The organism is Mesorhizobium sp. M0571 (assembly GCF_040320985.1).
Classification (GTDB): domain Bacteria; phylum Pseudomonadota; class Alphaproteobacteria; order Rhizobiales; family Rhizobiaceae; genus Mesorhizobium.
Genome location: NZ_JAMYQT010000006.1, coordinates 151,265 through 168,746, shown reverse-complemented (window position 1 = coordinate 168,746; position 17,482 = coordinate 151,265). Strand labels below are relative to the sequence as shown.

Here is a 17,482-nt window from a genome sequence, read left to right as displayed (position 1 = left end):
TCCTCCCGGCAGTTTGAATCGACATTGCAGTCATAACACGGAACCCTGTTCGTTCTGGCCGTTTATTTCCATTCAGTGGCCGGCGCAACCGGCGTTCACTGCCGTTCCGGTCGCACCGTCAAGCGGCCACACGAAAAAGCACGGACAATGAAATATAGCATATTGCATAATGTTCAGCCGTGGCATAGATAAGGAGAGAACATCGATCGCTCCAGTAGAAAGCCGTTTCATGTCGGAAGCCGAAGCCACCTCAGCCCCCCGATCCATGTGGCGATTTGCCCGCCCGGAGGAGGACGAGCAGCCCAGCCTTCGCGAAGTCAACGCCACGATCGCGGTGCCGCACTCGGGGATTTGGTTTCGCCGGCTGTTCGCCTTCGTGGGGCCTGGCTACATGGTTTCGGTCGGCTACATGGATCCGGGCAATTGGGCGACCGACCTCGCCGGCGGTGCCCAGTTCGGTTACACGCTGCTGTTCATCATTATGTTGTCGAACCTGATGGCGATTCTGCTGCAGGCGCTCGCCGCCCGGCTCGGCATCGCCACCGGCCGTGACCTTGCGCAGGCGTGCCGCGCCTATTACCCGCGGCCGGTCAATTTCATGCTGTGGGTCGCGTGCGAACTGGCCATCATCGCCTGCGACCTGGCCGAGGTCATCGGCACGGCGATCGCCTTGCAACTGCTGTTCGGCATTCCGCTGATCGGCGGCGCCATCATCACCGCGCTCGATGCCTTCCTGCTGCTATTGCTGATGAACAAGGGCTTCCGTTTCCTCGAGGCCTTCATCATAGCGCTTTTGATTATCATCTTCGGCTGCTTCGCCATCCAGATCTTTGCCGCCGCGCCGCCGGTGGGCTCGATCCTGCATGCGATGTTCGTGCCGTCGTCCGAGATCGTCACCAATCCGGCCATGCTTTACATCGCCATTGGCATCATCGGCGCCACGGTGATGCCGCACAATCTCTATCTGCACTCCTCGATCGTGCAGACCCGCGCCTATGAGCGCACCGATCGCGGCAAGCGCGACGCCATCAAATGGGCCACGACCGACTCGACCATCGCGCTGATACTGGCGCTGTTCGTCAATGCCTCCATCCTGATCGTGTCGGCGGTGGCGTTCCACGGCACCGGTCATGATGACGTGGCCGAGATCGGCCAGGCCTTCGAGCTTCTGTCGCCGCTGCTCGGCCTCGGCATCGCTTCCATCCTGTTTGCCGTAGCGCTGCTTGCCTCCGGCCTGAACTCGACCGTGACGGCGACGCTCGCTGGCCAGATCGTGATGGAAGGCTTCTTGCGGCTGCGCATCCCGCAATGGGCGCGCCGCCTGCTGACGCGCGGCATCGCCATCGTTCCGGTGGTGGTCGTCACCGCACTTTATGGCGAGAAGGGCACCGGCCAGTTGCTCGTCTTCAGCCAGGTGATCCTGTCGATGCAGCTTCCCTTCGCGGTCGTCCCGCTGGTGCAGTTCGTCTCGGACAAGCGCAAGATGGGCAATTTCGCCATTTCCCGCGCCGTCGCGGTGCTGGCCTGGGTGGTCGCCGGGCTCATCCTGGTGCTCAACTTCAAGCTGCTCTACGATACGGTCGTCGGTCTGGGCTGATAGCGTTTCTCTGCTCCAAACAGACCCGGCAATCGGCAGTCATCCGGCCCTTGCCGTAGAAGTGCCGCCGGTCGTGTCGGGCAGGCGCCCGCGTCCTTGGGCCGAAGTCCGGCCATGACGGCACGGATCAGGGAAAGGGAGCTCCAATGAGGAAGATCATCGCCGCAACATTCGTCAGCCTCGACGGCGTCATGCAAGCGCCCGGCGGGCCGGAAGAGGACCCGGTCGGCGGCTTCAAATTCGGCGGCTGGACGTTCCACTACTGGGACGATGTGATGGGCGCCGCCATGGGCGAGACGTTTTCAAAACCGTTCGCGCTGCTTCTGGGCCGCAAGACCTACGACATCTTCGCCGCCCATTGGCCTTATCAGAAGAACGACCCGATCGCCGACAGTTTCAACGCCGTCACTAAATATGTGGCGACGCACAGGCCCGACACACTGTCCTGGCAAAACAGCCAGCCACTCGGCGGCGACGTCGTGGCGACATTGCGCCGGATGAAGGAGGAGGACGGCCCGGACCTGCTCATCCAGGGATCGAGCGAGCTGATCCAGACCTTGCTCGCCAATGACCTGATCGACGAGATCAGCCTGCTGATTTTCCCGCTGGTGCTGGGCAAGGGCAAAAAACTGTTCGGCAGCGGCACAATACCCGCCGCCTTCAAGCTGACCCGTTCGCAGGCATCGACCACCGGTGTCATCATGGCGAGCTATGAACGCTCCGGTGAGATCAAGACCGGGTCCTTTGCCACGGAAGAGCCTTCCGACGCCGAGATGGAGAGGCGCAAGAACTGGAAATAGACGCTGTGGAGGCGATCAAGGACGGCTGAACACCGGCCGTCCTTTTTGCTGTTTTCTAAGCCGCCTGTTGCCGCCGTGCCAACCCAGCGCGGATATGGGCGGCAAACGCCAGTGCTGCCGGCCCGATACCATGCTTGGGCAAGTGCAGATTGATCGAAAAATTCGGCAGCGACGGCAGCTCCGGATCGTTGGCCAAAACATCGAGATCGGCAGGTACTGTCGAGGCCAACCAGGTGGTGATGGCAAGGTCCGAGCGCACCGTCGCCGTCGTCGCGTCGATGCTGCCGTTTTCGAACACGGTGCGCCATTCCAGCCCGCGCTCGTTGAGCGCCTCCAGGACCACCGGGCGGAACGCGCAGGTCTCGGCAACCATCGATACCGGCAAAGGGCGCTTGCTGCGGGCGCCGCCGCCTTTAGCGCCGACCCAGACCAGCCGGTCCAAAACAAGGCATTCGCCGATCGACCGACCGACCGGCTCCTCGATCACCGCAAGCTCTATCGTGCCGGCCGCCAAGGCCGCAGCCAGCTCCGGCGACGAGGCGCAGACAAGCGAGATCTCGACCTGCGGATAGGTCTCGGCATAGACCTTGAGCACCGGCGCAAGCAAGGTGCCGACAAGGTCGTACGGCGCGCCAAGCCGCACCTGACCGGCAACCGCGTGGCCCGCCATCTCCGCCAAGATCTCGTCATTGAGGGAAAGCAGGCGCTTGCCCTTGCCGAACAATTGCTCGCCGGAGCGGGTCAGCCGCAGTCCGCGCCGGTCGCGCTCGAACAGGCTGCAGCCGAGAACCTCTTCCAAGCGCTTGATCTGCTGGCTGACGGCGCCTTGCGTCAAATGCAGTGCGTTGGCCGCCGCCGTCATGCTTGCCTTGTCGGCAACGGTGACGAAGGTTCGAACCAAGGCAGTATCGAGGTTGCGGAGCATCACGCCATTATATTTGCTAATGCAGATCATAGCAAACATTGCATTTACTGATGAGTCCAAAAGCCTATCGTGCTGGCTTCAAAGGAAGCAGCATGCTTGAAACCGTCCTTCCCCTCGTCCTGTTCGCGCTGGTCTCAACCTCCACGCCCGGCATGGCCACCACATTGTCGACGGCGTCCGGCGCGCAATTCGGCTTTCGCCGCTCTATCCCGCTGATGGCCGGAAGTGCAGCCGGCCTGGCCACCGTGGCTGCGGCAGGTGCTGCCGGGCTCGCCGGCCTGCTGGCCGCCGCCCCTTCCCTGCAACTGGCAATGAAAATAGCCGGATCGCTCTATCTGGTTTGGCTTGCCCTCACGATCGGCCGCAGCGGCCCGCCCAATCCGGACGTGGCCATGGCAAAGCCGAACAGCTTTTTCGGCGGCGCCGGTCTGCAATGGATGAACCCCAAGGGCTGGGCCATGGGATTGGGAGCGGCTGCATCTTTTGCCGCGCTCGCCAACGGGCCACTGCAGCTCGCCTTGCTGCTCGGCACGGTCTTCGGGCTTGCAGCGGCTCTATCGCTGGCGGCGTGGTGCGTAGCCGGCACGCTGCTCGCCCGGTTGCTGAAAACCGAGCGGCAGTGGCGTATGCTCAATATCATGCTTGGCCTGTTTCTCGCCGCCTCGATCATTCCGATGTGGCGGACGGCGTGAGACCAGCGTTAGTATTCAGGCAGCGTAACGCGCCGCCGGCTTGCCGGCCAGCAGGCTGCCGAAGAAGCCTTGCCGCGCACCAAGATAGGTTTCCAATCCAGCCGGATCGGAGAGGCCGGGCGCGGTGACGGTTTCGCCCTTGGCCAGGCCGGCAAGCGCTGCATCGACCAGATCGTCGGCCGTCATGACGATCTCTTGCGGCATGTTGGCAATATCGCTTCCGGCAACTTCCCAGAACTCGGTCCGGGTGGCCCCCGGCAGCACGACCTGTACAGCTACCTTGCTATCGGCGACTTCCCGCTGCAAGGCCTCGGTGAAGTTGACGACATAGGCTTTGGTGCCGCTGTAGATGCCGCCGAACGAGGTATCGAAGGCCAGCACCGAGGCGATGTTGACGATGGTGCCGCGGTTACGGGACAGCAGTCCCGGCAGCACCGCGCGCGTCAACCGAGTCAGCGCCACGACATTGACCTTGATCATGCGCTCGGCCACATCGGCGTCGGCCGTTGCCACCACCTGCGCGCCGCCAAGGCCGGCATTGTTGACCAGCAGCGTCACGCTGTCGTCGGTTGATATCGCCTGCTCGACCCGTCGCAGATCGGCGTCGTCGGCCAGGTCGGCGCTGATGACACCGACCTTGCGGCCATACGCATAGCGGAGCGTCTCCGCCAATTCCTCCAGCCGGTCGGCGCGCCGCGCCACCAGCACCAGATCATAACCTTGGCCGGCGAGCCGGTCCGCATAGACTGCGCCGATGCCGGAGGAGGCGCCGGTGACGACCGCCGTGCCTTTGTCCTGTTTGCTCATTGTCTTGTTCCTTCTGGTTCGATTCCAAATGCCAGTGCCGCAGGGCAACGCCCTTGCTTCGACTGGCAGACTAATTAATGGTATATGCCAGAACGTAGGCATATGCCATCATCTTGTCAATCCGCCGAGCAAGGACTATTTCTGGTTCGCATCGAGGGTCCCTTCCGGTCCCCTCATCGGAAATCCGCCAATGTCCCAAACCACCCTGCCCGGCCTGGCGCTTTGCAACAACGCGATGCTGCGCCGCGCGACCCGAAAACTCGGCCAGTTCTATGACGATGTGCTCGCACCCTCCGGCCTGAAGGCCACGCAGCAGGGCCTGCTCTACCAGATCCACATCGGCAACGAACCGGCGATGGGTGCCATTGCCGCAGCTCTCGTTATGGATCTGTCGGCCCTCGGTCACACGCTCAAGCCGCTGATCCGCGACGGTTATATCGAGACTTTCGCCGACCCGGCCGACCGCCGCGTCAAGCGCGTCAGACTGACACCGCAGGGCCGGACCAAGCTCGAAGAAGCCCTGAAGCTGTGGCACGTCGCTCAGCAGCGCTTCGAAGACATCGTTGGAAAAGAGCAGGCGGCAAGCCTGCGAGCGGCGCTGGACGAAATCGCCGCGCTGGATTTTGACGCACCGCCGGCCGCGACTTGAATTATCGGCGGCCGGCAGCCAGGCTCTGCTAACAAGCCTTATTCGGCCGGCATCGCCACCGGACGCGCCGCCAGGTGGCTCGCCAGCACCACGCCCAAACCAATGATCGGGAATGCCGCCGCGACCACGCCGAGGTCGGCCGGTGCGCCATAGCGCAGCACCGCAGCGCCGACCACGGCACCCAGTGCGACGCCGAGATAGAGTGCCGAAGCGTTCAGCGACAGCACGATGGGCGCGGCATCGGGCGCCAGCTTGATGATGCGGCTGGCCTGCGCCGGTGGGAATGCCCAGCCGACGATGCCCCACGGCACCATCATGGCCATCAGCGCCGGCCCGGCGATCTCGCGCGGCAGGAATATCGGGATCAGCGAAAACGTGACCAGCATGGCGGCACTCAGCGCCAGCGACCAGCAGACGGTGCGCGTCGCGCCGAAACGGTCGGCGGCCTGCCCGCCGCCGATGTTGCCGATGACCGCGCCAACGCCGAAGGCGAGCAGCATTCCGGGTAGCGCGATCGGGCTCAGTCCGCCGCCTTCGATGGCGAGCGGCGCGACAAAGGCAAAGACGGTGAAGGCGCCGATCAGCGCCAGGATCGTCGTCACCAGGATCGGCATGACGCCGGGGCGAAGTGCCGCTGCCAGCCGCATCCGGAGCGGCAACCTGGTGCCGACGATGCCGCGCGGCAACCGGTACCACAGGATCGCGCCGGCGAGCGCACCAAGACCGGCAATGGCGAAGAACGTGCCGCGCCAGCCGGCAACCGTCGCAACAAGCGCGCCGAGCGGCGCGCCGACCGCCACCGCCACGGTCGTGCCGCCGACGACCACGGCAATGGCGCGGGCGCGGTGATGATCGTCGACAAGCGCCACGGCTGTTCCCTGTGCGGTCGCCGCGAACAGGCCTGACGACAGCGCCATGACGATGCGCGCGATCAGCAGCAATTCGAAGGAGGAACTCAGCGCCGCGGCGACGTTGCCCAACACGAAGAACACCAGCGTCCACAGAATGACGCGGCGACGGTCCCATTCGCCGGTCAGCGTTGCCAGGATCGGCGTGCCGATCGCATAGGCGAGCGCAAACGCTGTGATCAGCGTGCCGGCGAGCGGAACGGAGATGGCGGCATCCTTTGCAATGTCGGGCAAAAGGCTGGAGATGACGAAACCTTCGGTCGAAATCGTGAACGATCCGAGCGCAAGCCAGATGAGGCGCTTATCCATGGCAATTTCCTTTAGTTCAAAGGTTATTGAACAATTGGACATAACAGGGCATGATGTCAATAAAGGCGCTGCAAAATAGCCGAACCATCCTGACAGCCCGGTGTCAGGACGGGGCGACGGGACGAAACTATGTGTCGATCAGTCACGAGAGGAGATGCGTTGAAATCGGCTCCGAATGTGCTTAATTCCTGGGCATGACCTTGCCCCATCCCAGCGCCGACCAGATCAGCCTGCCGAACGTGCTTGCCGTGCTCGGCGACCCGACGCGACTGGCCATCGTGCGCTATCTCGCCAGCAAAGAGGGCGTGCCGCTGAATTGCAGCCGGTTCCTCGATCTCTGCTCGAAGACCAATCTGAGCTACCATTTGGCCAAGCTGCGTGAGGCTGGCGTCACCCGCACCGAAGCAGTTGGCACCAGCCGGCTGATCACGCTGCGCCGTGACGATCTCGACCGCCGCTTCCCGGGCCTGCTCGACAGCGTGATTGCCGCGGCCGGCGACGACGCATCGTTGCCGGCGGTCGGCGGCCACGAGATCGAAGTCCGCGCCTGAACGGCCCGAAGCTGGGTTCCGCTCTCGCCCGCTTCGCGAGACGAGCAAAGTAGCTTCACCTGCCCTCCAGCCATTCCAATTAACGGAGCCTCCCATGCGCATTGCCGTCCTCGCCGACATCCACGGCAATGTCCTGGCGCTCGACGCCGTGCTCGACGATCTGCGGCGACGCGGCGGCGCCGACCTCATCGTCAATCTCGGCGATTGCGTTTCCGGCCCGCTGTGGCCGCGCGAGACCATGGAGCGGCTCGAGGCTCTCGAGCTGCCGACGGTGCGCGGCAACCACGACCGCCGCGTTGCCCGCGACCCGCTCGACGACAGATGTGGCCTTCCGACCGCTACGCGCAGGAACGGCTGACGGCAGCCCAGCGCGAGGCGCTGTTCGCGCTGCCGCTCACGTTGGAGGTCGCGCCCGGCGTGATCGCCTTCCATGCCCGGCCCGACCACGATGAAAAATACCTGACTGACGCGATAGTCGACGGCCGGCTGGTGCGCGCCCCTCTGGCCGCCATCGAGCGGCGGCTCGGCGCAATTGATCCGGCCTGCCGCATCATGCTTTGCGGTCACAGCCACCGCAGCGAGCTGATCCGCATTCCCGGCGGTCCGGTCATCTTCAACCCGGGCAGCATCGGCTGCCCGGCCTATGACGATTCGACCCCGCCGGCGCATGTCTCCGAGCAGGGTTCTCCGCACGCCCGCTATGGCATCATCGAATTGCACCCAGATCGCTTCGAAGCCATCGCCGTCGACTATGACCACGAGGCGGCGGCGCGTCAGGCCGAGCAGGCGGGACGGCCGGAATGGGCTCACGCGCTGCGCACCGGCTTTATGCCGGGTTGAGCAGCGGAATCCGCGACCGGTCCAATCTTCAGTTGTCAGACGCGGATCGCTTCGATCGCTTGGCAGGACGTCGGGTGCTGGCCGCCGAAGTCTTGAACGTCGAAGTCTTGGGCGTCGAAGTCTTGGGCGATGAAGCCTTTGGCCGCGACGTGTTGGGCGCCAGTTGCGTTGGGTTGAAAGTCTGTGCCGGAACCGATTCGGAACCGGCCCGAATGTCAGCGTCGCGCACCTGCTGGCCGAAGTTCAGGCCGGTCAGCCGTTCAATCTCGGCCACCGTCGAAAGGAACTCCGATACCCTGGCAATTTCAAGCGGGTCATCGAATGCCTCGGCACGCCCACCGAACGCTTCGGGCATCACTTCCAAGACCGGCTTCTGGTCTGCAAGCAGCGCGATGGCGCGCAGGCCAGCTTGATCGGACCACAGCGCGATCTTCCAGAACTTCAGCGGAACATGGCTTTCGAAGCGGTAAGGAGGATCGTCCCCGCGGAACACTGGACCGGCAAACACCGTGATACGGCCTCGCGCCGTATAGGCATTGCGCAGCACATAAGTTTCCACGGCGCGCCATCTCAGTTTTCCCTTGGAGCCGGGATGGTCAAGCGAGCTTCCCTGATTGAAGAAGCCGACTTGCGGCGCAGCATTGGTATAGAAGAACGTGTCCCGTTCTGCGGCGACCGCCTCCTGATCCACCCCCCACGCAGGGTCGCCGCGAAGCGTAATATGGCCCTTCTGGAACATTCGAGCTATTCGTTCCTTGGATCTTGGGTCGGGAAACCCAGGCACATTCTGGCTCGAATAAAATTCCTGGGTCATCTGCTCGCCAGGATCGATGCGGCGATCGGGCCGGAAAGCGTCACTGGCTTCCGAACCGGAAATCGACTCTACCCCCAATTCGACAAGCGACGGGTTGTCGATGACGGTCTTGTCCGCACGATTGACCGCCTTGGTGCGGGATCCATCGATATTGCAGGCGGTGACGAAGGCAAGCCTGCGATCGGCGTTCATCAAGACCGAAAAATGATGATAGCGCAATTCGTGTGGATCCTCGCCCGGTTTGGCAAGAAGGTTTTTGGCCAACCGGTAGGGTGAATCGGCGACCGTCGGCATTGGCAGGACAAAGCCCGGTATGAAGCCGGGCTCATACCCTCCACGATCATCGAAATCCTCTGTCTTCCAACCTGCTGCCTCGGCGATGGCCACGACCTTGGCGGGCTCGCTTGCTGGGCCTTTGCCGTCGTTTCGTCGCGCATCGCCTCCGTCGATCAACGGCGCCCGGACATTTATCTCGACGGGAAAAGTCCACGTGACCGAGCCATCGGCGTTGTGTCTCGTCGCCGGCGGATTGCGATCCGGTTCCGGTCGCTGCACCGCCTTGTCCAGCACATCTTCGCGAACGTCGGCGTTCAGCCGAACTGTCTCATCCATCATGCGCGGCGTGCCGGCCCAAATCGCCAGAGCTTCCGAAACCGCCGATGCCGAGGAGCCCGGCAGCCTAGACTTTCTAGCACCCAGATCGTCAACGATGGCGCTGATCCGTATGCCTTCGTTGATCTCGCGCGCAAGCGCATAGCCACCTATGCCCGTCACCTCGTGGAACGGGCCGGCCCAATGATGCAGGGCAATAGGCTCCCATTCGTTGTTGAAAACCGGCGACCCGGACGAACCCTGTTCGGTATCGGCAACATAGTGCAGCACTTGAACCGTTTCGTCGCGGGCCACCAGCCGGTTTTCACGCAGCACCAGTTCCTTGAAGCGGCCATCGGGGTGCTGAACGATGTTGGCGATTTCGCCAAGCATATGCTTGTCGCGCGCGTCCGACAGCGAAATAAAACCGAACTCTCCCAGTTCCTTTGGACCGGAACGCCGCTCACCGACCCCGATCAGCGTATAGTCCAGACCCTCTATGCTGTCGGTCACGAAACAGAATTCAGGATCGAACAGGAACGTCGTCGGCGTACGCACGGCATTCACGCCGTCCTGCTCATAGTCGAACTGGACCTGGAAGCGCCGGGATTCCGCCGGCGACGAAATCACATGGTTGTTTGTGAGGAACAGACTTGGCCCAACCAGAAAACCCGATCCCTGTGGATTGCCGTTGAGAAAGGCAACTCGGCCGACCGCATCGGCCGCACGGCGCCCACGCTCCAGGAATGCGACCCCGATGAAGTCGAGCGTTGGGCCGAGAATTGCCTCCGGTCCTGGCTGCTTAGCGGCGGCCTTTCTTTCACCGGCAGACCTCATGTCGATCGCTGCCGATATCATCTCCGCTTCGGTGCGGCTGAGCGACGCCTTTACCTGCAGCCTGTCGAGGCGCCTGGAGATGGTCTGTTCGGCGGCCAGCGGATTGCCGTTGGCGATGTGACCAAGTGAAGCCTCAATCTCGGCGCGCGTTTTCTTGACACGCTGGCGAACTATGTTTTCCACCTGCGCCAATATTTCAAGATCGACCATATTTCCCTCCTCCGGCTTACTTGAGAGAGTGCATATTTACATGAAATGTGCAATATTTTGCCGGCTTCTAGCTTACGGAAGTGGCCTGGTCGCGATTCAACACGCGGCACCTTACTCATTTTCGGGCTTACACAGCGCCGCCTCGTCGCCTATAAAAACCGGCTGGCGTGCGATGGCGTTTCTGTGCCTGGCCGCGCCTTCGGCAATTGAACCTACCGCCCATGGCAGATGATTAGGCGCACAGTAACACTCCCGACGATGCTGCTTGCGGTGATTGCGGCTCCGCTGATGCTGGCGGGGTTGCCGGCCAAGGGCCAGGAGCCGGAGCCCATCATCTCCATTGTGACGGGTCTCGCTCCGGGTGATCTCCTGAACGTGCGCGCCACGGCATCGGCCATGGGCAAGATCGAGGCGCGGCTGCCGAGTGGTTCGAGCGTGAAAAATCTCGGCTGCGGTGACGTCAGCGGCCATCGGTGGTGCAAGGTTGAAGACATTGACGACCCGAAGATGAGCGGATGGGCTCCCGCGCGCTACCTCGACCCTATCAATCCCCAGCAAGTGACACCCCAAGCGGCGGCCAATACGGAGAGCCCTGCCTCTAACCCGCTGCCGGATCTGACAGCGCGCCTGGGCGCGGCCGGTCCCGAAACGACGCTGAACTCCGCTGACGCAATCGGCAGGGTGGCGATCGAGGATGCTTACCGCCTGGCCCTGGCCGGTGGAAACCCCTCGACTGGACAGGTTGATGGATCGGCGCCCGCGGTTGATCCCGTCCAGAATTTCGGCGCGATCAATGCAGCGCCTCCGGCCGATGCACAAACCGTTGCACGGCTGCAGCCGCCGGGGACACCAGTCCCAGGTGCCGGGAACGTCATTCCTTGCGCGCGCTATGTCGGCCAGCCAATGACCAGCTGCAAGGCGGCGGTCGTGCGCACCGGCGACAAGATCGACGTGTCCGTGACATGGCCCGATGGCGGCACGCGCATCATCACCTTCCAAGCAGGCAAGCCGGCCGGTTCGAATGCGCCCGGCGAATTCCGCTTCACGCGCGAGGGCAGCCTCAACATCATCCGCGTCGGCGTTTCCGAACGCTTCGAGATTACCAACGCCCTGGCGAGCGGAGGATAGAGAGAGTGGACTGGTGTAATTGTAGGAATCAGCGCCGCCCCTCATCGCCCTGCCGGGCACTTCTCCCCGTATAGTGACGGGGAGAAGGGGCTGGCCGCAGCGTCGGCGCCCTTCTTGCAATGCTGGCGAGTGGCGAAATCGTCCATGAGAGCGCCCCTCTCCCCGTCACTATACGGGGAGAGGATGCCGGTAGGCAGGTGAGGGGCAGCACCGGCATCTAAACCTGAAGCGATTGCCCAGCTAGTGGACCCGCACACAAAGCCGCATTTTAGGGGGTTACATCCGGCAAAACTCTTCCCTATAAGGCCCTCCTAGCCTGATACCAGAATCGCGAGCATAACCGGCCGGGTCATCCCGTCCGGCTTTTTGTGCAAGCCGCCCGCCGAACGGACCCTCGACATGCCAAGACGCACCGACATCAAGTCGATCCTGATCATCGGGGCCGGCCCCATTGTCATCGGCCAGGCCTGCGAGTTCGACTATTCCGGCACCCAGGCCTGCAAGGCGCTGAAGGAAGAGGGGTTTCGCGTCATCCTGGTCAACTCCAATCCGGCCACCATCATGACCGACCCGGAGCTGGCCGACGCCACCTATATCGAGCCGATCACGCCCGAAGTGGTGGCCAAGATCATCGCCAAGGAGCGGCCGGACGCGCTGCTGCCGACCATGGGCGGCCAGACCGCGCTGAACACCGCCCTGTCGCTGCGCCGCATGGGCGTGCTCGACCGCTACAATGTCGAGATGATCGGCGCCGATGCCACGGCCATCGACAAGGCCGAGGACCGCGCGCTGTTTCGCGAGGCGATGAACAAGATCGGCCTGGAAACACCGAAGTCGATGCTGGCCAATGCCACCGACGTCAAGAATGCCGACCGCAAGACGCACGAGGCCGAGCGCGCCGAGTTGAAGGCCGAGAAGCCCGAAAATCTCGATGCCGCGCTCGACGCGCTGGAAACAAGCTGGAACCTCGGCGAAGGCGACCGCAAGCAGCGCTATATCAGCCACGCCATGGCGATAGCCGCACAGGCGCTCGACCATGTCGGCCTTCCCGCCATCATCCGCCCGTCCTTCACCATGGGCGGCACCGGCGGCGGCATCGCCTACAATCGCGCCGAATTCTACGAGATCGTCCAGTCCGGCCTCGACGCCTCGCCGACCACCGAAGTGCTGATCGAGGAGAGCGTGCTCGGCTGGAAAGAGTACGAGATGGAGGTTGTCCGCGACAAGGCCGACAATTGCATCATCGTCTGCTCGATCGAGAACATCGACCCGATGGGCGTGCATACCGGCGATTCGATCACCGTCGCCCCGGCGCTGACGCTGACCGACAAAGAATACCAGATGATGCGCAACGCCTCGATCGCGGTGCTGCGCGAGATCGGCGTCGAGACCGGCGGCTCCAACGTGCAGTTCGCCGTCAACCCGGCCGATGGCCGCCTGGTGGTCATCGAGATGAACCCGCGCGTCTCGCGCTCGTCTGCGCTGGCCTCCAAGGCGACAGGCTTCCCGATCGCCAAGATCGCCGCCAAGCTCGCCGTCGGCTACACGCTGGACGAGCTCGAGAACGACATCACCGGCGGCGCGACGCCGGCCTCGTTCGAGCCGAGCATTGACTATGTCGTCACCAAAATCCCGCGCTTTGCCTTCGAGAAATTCCCCGGCGCCGAGCCGGTGCTGACCACCTCGATGAAGTCGGTCGGCGAGGTCATGGCCATCGGCCGCACTTTCCAGGAATCGCTGCAGAAAGCGCTGCGCGGGCTGGAGACCGGCCTGACTGGTCTGGACGAAATCGAGATCCCCGGCATCGGCCATGGCAGCACGGCCGCCAGCCACGTCGACGACCGCAACGCCGTTCGCGCCGCACTCGGTACGCCAACGCCGGACCGGCTGCGCATGGTGGCGCAGGCGATCCGCATGGGCACCTCGCTGGAAGACGTGCACGCCATGTGCAAGATCGACCCGTGGTTCCTCGAACAGATCGCCGGCATCCTCGACATGGAGGCACGCATCCGCGAGCACGGCATTCCCGAGGACGCCGCCAATCTGCGCATGCTGAAGGCGATGGGTTTCTCCGATGCCCGCCTCGCCTCCCTGGTCAGGAAGGACGTTGAAGAGATCCAGAAGATTCGCGAAAAACTTGACGTTCATCCGGTTTACAAGCGCATCGACACCTGCGCGGCCGAGTTCGCCTCGCCCACCGCCTATATGTACTCCACTTATGAAGTGCCGTTTGCCGGCGCGCTCGCCAACGAGGCTCAGGTATCGTCGCGCAAAAAGGTCGTTATCCTCGGCGGCGGCCCCAACCGCATCGGCCAGGGCATCGAGTTCGACTATTGCTGCTGCCACGCCGCCTTCGCGCTGCGCGATGCCGGCTTCGAGGCGATCATGATCAACTGCAATCCCGAGACCGTCTCGACCGACTACGACACCTCCGACCGGCTCTATTTCGAGCCGCTGACGCCGGAGGACGTGCTGGAGATCCTGCGCGCCGAACAGGCGTCCGGCGAGCTGGTCGGCGTCATCGTCCAGTTCGGCGGCCAGACGCCGCTGAAGCTCGCCGACGCGCTGGAGAAGGCCGGCATCCCGATCCTCGGCACCTCGCCCGACATGATCGATCTCGCCGAGGACCGCGACCGCTTCCAGAAGCTGTTGCACAAGCTCGGCCTAAGCCAGCCGAAGAACGGCATCGCCTATTCGGTCGAGCAGGCCCGCCTCGTTGCCGGCGAGCTCGGCTTCCCGCTGGTGGTGCGCCCGTCCTATGTGCTCGGCGGCCGCGCCATGCAGATCATCCACGATGAGAGCATGCTGCAATCCTACCTGCTCGACACCGTACCCGGCCTGGTGCCGGAGGACATCAAGCAGAAATACCCCAACGACAAGACCGGCCAGATCAACACGCTGCTCGGCAAGAACCCGCTTCTGTTCGACACCTATCTGTCGGGCGCCATCGAGGTCGACGTCGATTGCCTGTGCGACGGCAAGTCGACCTACGTCTCCGGCATATTGGAGCATATTGAGGAGGCCGGCATCCATTCCGGTGACAGCGCCTGCTCGCTGCCGGTGCATTCGCTGCCCTCGGAGCTCGTCGACGAGCTGGAGCGCCAAACGGCAGCGCTTGCCCGCGCGCTCAATGTCGGCGGGCTGATGAACGTGCAGTACGCGATCAAGGACGGCACCGTCTATGTGCTGGAGGTCAACCCGCGAGCGTCGCGCACCGTGCCCTTCGTCGCCAAGACCATCGGGCGGCCGATTGCCAAGATTGCCGCCCGCATCATGGCCGGCGAAAGCCTGGAAGACGCCTTCGCCCATTACGGCGCCATGCCCGACCCACGCAACCCCGGCCACATCGCCGTCAAGGAAGCGGTATTCCCGTTCGCCCGCTTCCCCGGCGTCGACATCTTGCTCGGCCCGGAAATGCGCTCGACCGGCGAGGTCATGGGCCTCGACCGCGACTTCGCGCTCGCCTTCGCCAAGAGCCAGTTAGGCGCCGGCGTCGACCTGCCGCGCTCCGGCACGCTGTTCGTCTCGGTGCGCGACGAGGACAAGAAGGGCATCCTGCCGGCGGTCAAGCGCCTCGCCGGCCAGGGTTTTAAAGTGCTCGCCACCTCCGGCACGGCGCGCTTCCTCGCCGAAAACGGCGTCGCGGCCGAGAAAATCAACAAGGTGCTGGAAGGCCGCCCGCACATCGAGGACGCCATCCGCAACCGCCAGGTGCAGATCGTCTTCAACACCACGGACGGCCAGAAGGCGGTGTCGGACTCCAAATCGCTGCGCAGGGCGACGCTGATGCAGAAAGTGCCGTATTACACGACGCTTTCGGGCGCGGCCGCGGTGGCTGAGGCCATTGCTGCGCTGAAGGCGGGGAGTTTGGAAGTGAGGCCGCTGCAGGAGTATTTTGCGTAGTTTCAGCTTGAGTTTGAGCGAGACCGTTTAGGTCGAATGCCAGCTTCGCGATCTATTTCTCATCGAGTTCCTCATTGACGCCCGAGATCGAGAAAACCGATATGCTTTTAATGAGGTCTTTCATCTCGACTGAAATTTCCTCATTCCGCATTGCGTCTATTATGGCGGTTGGAGTCACACTTATCTTATATTCATCTTGCAGGGCCTTATTTACGCAACTTAAGGCGTCCTTCCCGGGAACAAGCCCCATTCTCAAATCCGCGCTGTCCCAAAATTTATCAAACTCATTCATTGCATCTTCGCTCACCGTCGCGTCGTTCAAACTTGGAGAATTCTGTCTCTCAAATCGCCGGCGATTAGAAAGATACTGACCAGCCACGTAATTTTTTTCTCTAATGAGAACTTATTCAGCACAGCATCTGCGATTGGAACGTATGTCTTGGCGCTGCCGCCGCGACGCAGCACCTCTGAAACCTTGTTGGCGGCCGCTCTATCTATCGCGGCAGGGACCAGTAAAAAGTTCTCAATTTCCTTCCTGCGATGGAGTGCCACCAACTCCGAAAACTTCCCACAAGCTTCCTTAATAGCCGCGCATTCGTTCTCGCTTCGATAGTCCCGATCAAAAACGATTGCCGATGATATCTTCCCACCCAAGGTCAGTTCCATGCCGGCCTTGATATTTTTGGCTCTCTCCGGGTTAAAGCCCTCCACCGGTATGACTGCAAAATTTCCGCGATTACCTACTTCTGCAAATCCAAGTTTGCTGGCAAATTTCCCGAGTATCTGAAAATCTTTTCCTTCAACAAAAAGCGCTCGCCGCGTTTTCGCCAGTTGAGTAAGGATAGGGTTTAAATTCGAACCCAAAGATGAGAAGACATCTCCCAATTGCGAAGGGTTTTTCACACGCTGTGCCTGTTTTCTGTTTTTGTTGATTACTACGATATCATCCGCCTCTGCCTCAGTTATTATCTCAGTCGAATGAGTGGCAATCAGTATATCTGGAGCGATATTTCTAAGTAAAGTCAATAGCTGTCGTTATAATTCTGAGTGCAGATAGATATCAGGCTCATCAATAAGAAATAGAGAATTGTTGCTCGACTGTATCAAATGCGTCAACATTTGGCACCATACTTGAAAGCCAAAACCTGCCCAAAAAATCTCTCTCGGAATCCTTGATTCCGGGCAGAACATATATAGCCTGGCGTTTTTGTGGGAGTAGTCGACTATTGGCTTTTCAATATCCATGCCGGGCCAAGTTCGGCTCAGGACTTCGCGAAACTCTTCGAACTTGTCAGGATAGTGATACCAAATATTTCTGAAATTCCTAGCGGACCTGTAGTTAAAAAGCGCTAACCGTGCAGCTTCCTTTTCATAAAGTACTTCGTTATGGTCAACTGGACCCAATATGGGGACAAACCCAATTGGGCAATTAAAATGCTTCATAAATTCTTTTGGAGAGTGAGGCGTCTTCCCATTATTGTTTATTGCTATTAAGTGGCACGACCCGGCCTCTGGGAAAAACAACAATAGCTCATTTTTGTTAGATAAATTAAACCGAATTGAGGCTGGCTGGCTGTCGTCATAGTTATAGAATATATTCTCTTCTGCGATCGATATCGCGCCAAGATCGACAATGTATCCATAAACAGACCCCTGCGGGCCGCTTACAACTTCCGATTTTCTTGAGGAGGCCTTTCGCAGTGCAGAGGCCAATATCCTAAACGCGGCTAAGATAGTTGACTTTCCGGCATTATTAGGTCCGACAAGGATATTAAAGTTCCTGAGATGTAACGTAAATTTCTCAAAGGCTTTAAAACGATTAAACTCTACACGCGTAAACCTATGCAGATCGCTCATAGTGACATCCACGGTTACGGCTACGACTAGATCGATCGCAAGATCTGGTCGAGCGCTGTTGGTC

16 protein-coding genes are annotated in these 17,482 nt (G+C 61.4%); 9 read left to right on the top strand and 7 right to left on the bottom strand.

What is annotated here, in order from left to right; all coding sequences use genetic code 11:
- Window positions 1–229: 229 nt before the first annotated feature.
- Window positions 230–1,597: an Nramp family divalent metal transporter gene (locus NKI85_RS10335; RefSeq protein ID WP_352523319.1), complete on the top strand. Its 1,368-nt coding sequence runs from the start codon at window positions 230–232 to the stop codon at window positions 1,595–1,597.
- Between the two features lie 146 nt (window positions 1,598–1,743).
- Entirely contained in the window at window positions 1,744–2,397 is a 654-nt protein-coding gene (locus tag NKI85_RS10330; protein WP_352523317.1) for a dihydrofolate reductase family protein, read from the top strand.
- A 55-nt stretch (window positions 2,398–2,452) separates the two neighbouring features.
- On the opposite strand, the gene NKI85_RS10325 is transcribed toward NKI85_RS10330, so the two are convergent.
- Window positions 2,453–3,322, bottom strand: coding sequence for a LysR family transcriptional regulator (locus NKI85_RS10325; RefSeq protein ID WP_352523404.1), 870 nt, complete (start codon window positions 3,320–3,322; stop codon window positions 2,453–2,455).
- 92 nt (window positions 3,323–3,414) lie between these two features.
- On the opposite strand from NKI85_RS10325, the gene NKI85_RS10320 reads away from it, so the two are divergent.
- Window positions 3,415–4,014, top strand: a complete 600-nt coding sequence (locus tag NKI85_RS10320; protein WP_352523315.1) for a LysE family translocator — start codon at window positions 3,415–3,417, stop codon at window positions 4,012–4,014.
- 15 nt (window positions 4,015–4,029) lie between these two features.
- Here the strand turns inward: NKI85_RS10320 and NKI85_RS10315 are convergent, their stop codons facing one another.
- Window positions 4,030–4,821, bottom strand: a complete 792-nt coding sequence (locus NKI85_RS10315; protein ID WP_352523313.1) for an SDR family NAD(P)-dependent oxidoreductase — start codon at window positions 4,819–4,821, stop codon at window positions 4,030–4,032.
- Window positions 4,822–5,011: 190 nt separating this feature from the next.
- On the opposite strand from NKI85_RS10315, the gene NKI85_RS10310 reads away from it, so the two are divergent.
- Entirely contained in the window at window positions 5,012–5,470 is a 459-nt protein-coding gene (locus tag NKI85_RS10310) for a MarR family winged helix-turn-helix transcriptional regulator (protein ID WP_352523311.1), read from the top strand.
- A 38-nt stretch (window positions 5,471–5,508) separates the two neighbouring features.
- Here NKI85_RS10310 and NKI85_RS10305 read toward each other — a convergent pair whose 3' ends face one another.
- A complete protein-coding gene (locus NKI85_RS10305) occupies window positions 5,509–6,687 on the bottom strand; it encodes an MFS transporter (protein ID WP_352523309.1) in 1,179 nt (392 codons plus the stop codon).
- A gap of 194 nt (window positions 6,688–6,881) precedes the next feature.
- On the opposite strand from NKI85_RS10305, the gene NKI85_RS10300 reads away from it, so the two are divergent.
- The 3 genes from NKI85_RS10300 (at window position 6,882) to NKI85_RS10290 (ending at window position 8,078) form a co-directional block, all read left to right on the top strand.
- Window positions 6,882–7,238: an ArsR/SmtB family transcription factor gene (locus NKI85_RS10300; protein ID WP_352523307.1), complete on the top strand. Its 357-nt coding sequence runs from the start codon at window positions 6,882–6,884 to the stop codon at window positions 7,236–7,238.
- 94 nt (window positions 7,239–7,332) lie between these two features.
- Window positions 7,333–7,596, top strand: coding sequence for a metallophosphoesterase family protein (locus NKI85_RS10295; protein WP_352776702.1), 264 nt, complete (start codon window positions 7,333–7,335; stop codon window positions 7,594–7,596).
- On the top strand, window positions 7,560–8,078 hold the full coding sequence (locus NKI85_RS10290) for a hypothetical protein (RefSeq protein ID WP_352776701.1): 519 nt from the start codon (window positions 7,560–7,562) through the stop codon (window positions 8,076–8,078). The genes NKI85_RS10295 and NKI85_RS10290 overlap by 37 nt, the downstream gene beginning before the upstream one ends.
- A gap of 28 nt (window positions 8,079–8,106) precedes the next feature.
- On the opposite strand, the gene NKI85_RS10285 is transcribed toward NKI85_RS10290, so the two are convergent.
- On the bottom strand, window positions 8,107–10,530 hold the full coding sequence (locus NKI85_RS10285; RefSeq protein WP_352776700.1) for a DNA/RNA non-specific endonuclease: 2,424 nt from the start codon (window positions 10,528–10,530) through the stop codon (window positions 8,107–8,109).
- A gap of 228 nt (window positions 10,531–10,758) precedes the next feature.
- Here NKI85_RS10285 and NKI85_RS10280 point away from each other — a divergent pair, with 228 nt between their 5' ends.
- The gene (locus NKI85_RS10280) at window positions 10,759–11,658 is read left to right on the top strand and encodes an SH3 domain-containing protein (protein ID WP_352776699.1); all 900 of its coding nucleotides are present in this window, start codon (window positions 10,759–10,761) and stop codon (window positions 11,656–11,658) included.
- A 399-nt stretch (window positions 11,659–12,057) separates the two neighbouring features.
- Window positions 12,058–15,561 carry a carbamoyl-phosphate synthase large subunit gene (gene carB, locus NKI85_RS10275; RefSeq protein WP_352523301.1) on the top strand — a complete coding sequence of 1,168 codons (3,504 nt, stop codon included), beginning with the start codon at window positions 12,058–12,060 and terminating at the stop codon, window positions 15,559–15,561.
- Between the two features lie 52 nt (window positions 15,562–15,613).
- On the opposite strand, the gene NKI85_RS10270 is transcribed toward carB, so the two are convergent.
- From NKI85_RS10270 to NKI85_RS10260, 3 genes are read right to left on the bottom strand one after another with little or no spacing between them, the layout of a single operon-like run.
- On the bottom strand, window positions 15,614–15,868 hold the full coding sequence (locus tag NKI85_RS10270; protein ID WP_352776698.1) for a hypothetical protein: 255 nt from the start codon (window positions 15,866–15,868) through the stop codon (window positions 15,614–15,616).
- Between the two features lie 11 nt (window positions 15,869–15,879).
- Complete coding sequence (locus NKI85_RS10265) at window positions 15,880–16,587, bottom strand: hypothetical protein (protein ID WP_352776697.1); 708 nt, start codon at window positions 16,585–16,587, stop codon at window positions 15,880–15,882.
- A gap of 9 nt (window positions 16,588–16,596) precedes the next feature.
- Window positions 16,597–17,418: an AAA family ATPase gene (locus NKI85_RS10260; RefSeq protein ID WP_352776696.1), complete on the bottom strand. Its 822-nt coding sequence runs from the start codon at window positions 17,416–17,418 to the stop codon at window positions 16,597–16,599.
- Window positions 17,419–17,482: the final 64 nt, after the last annotated feature.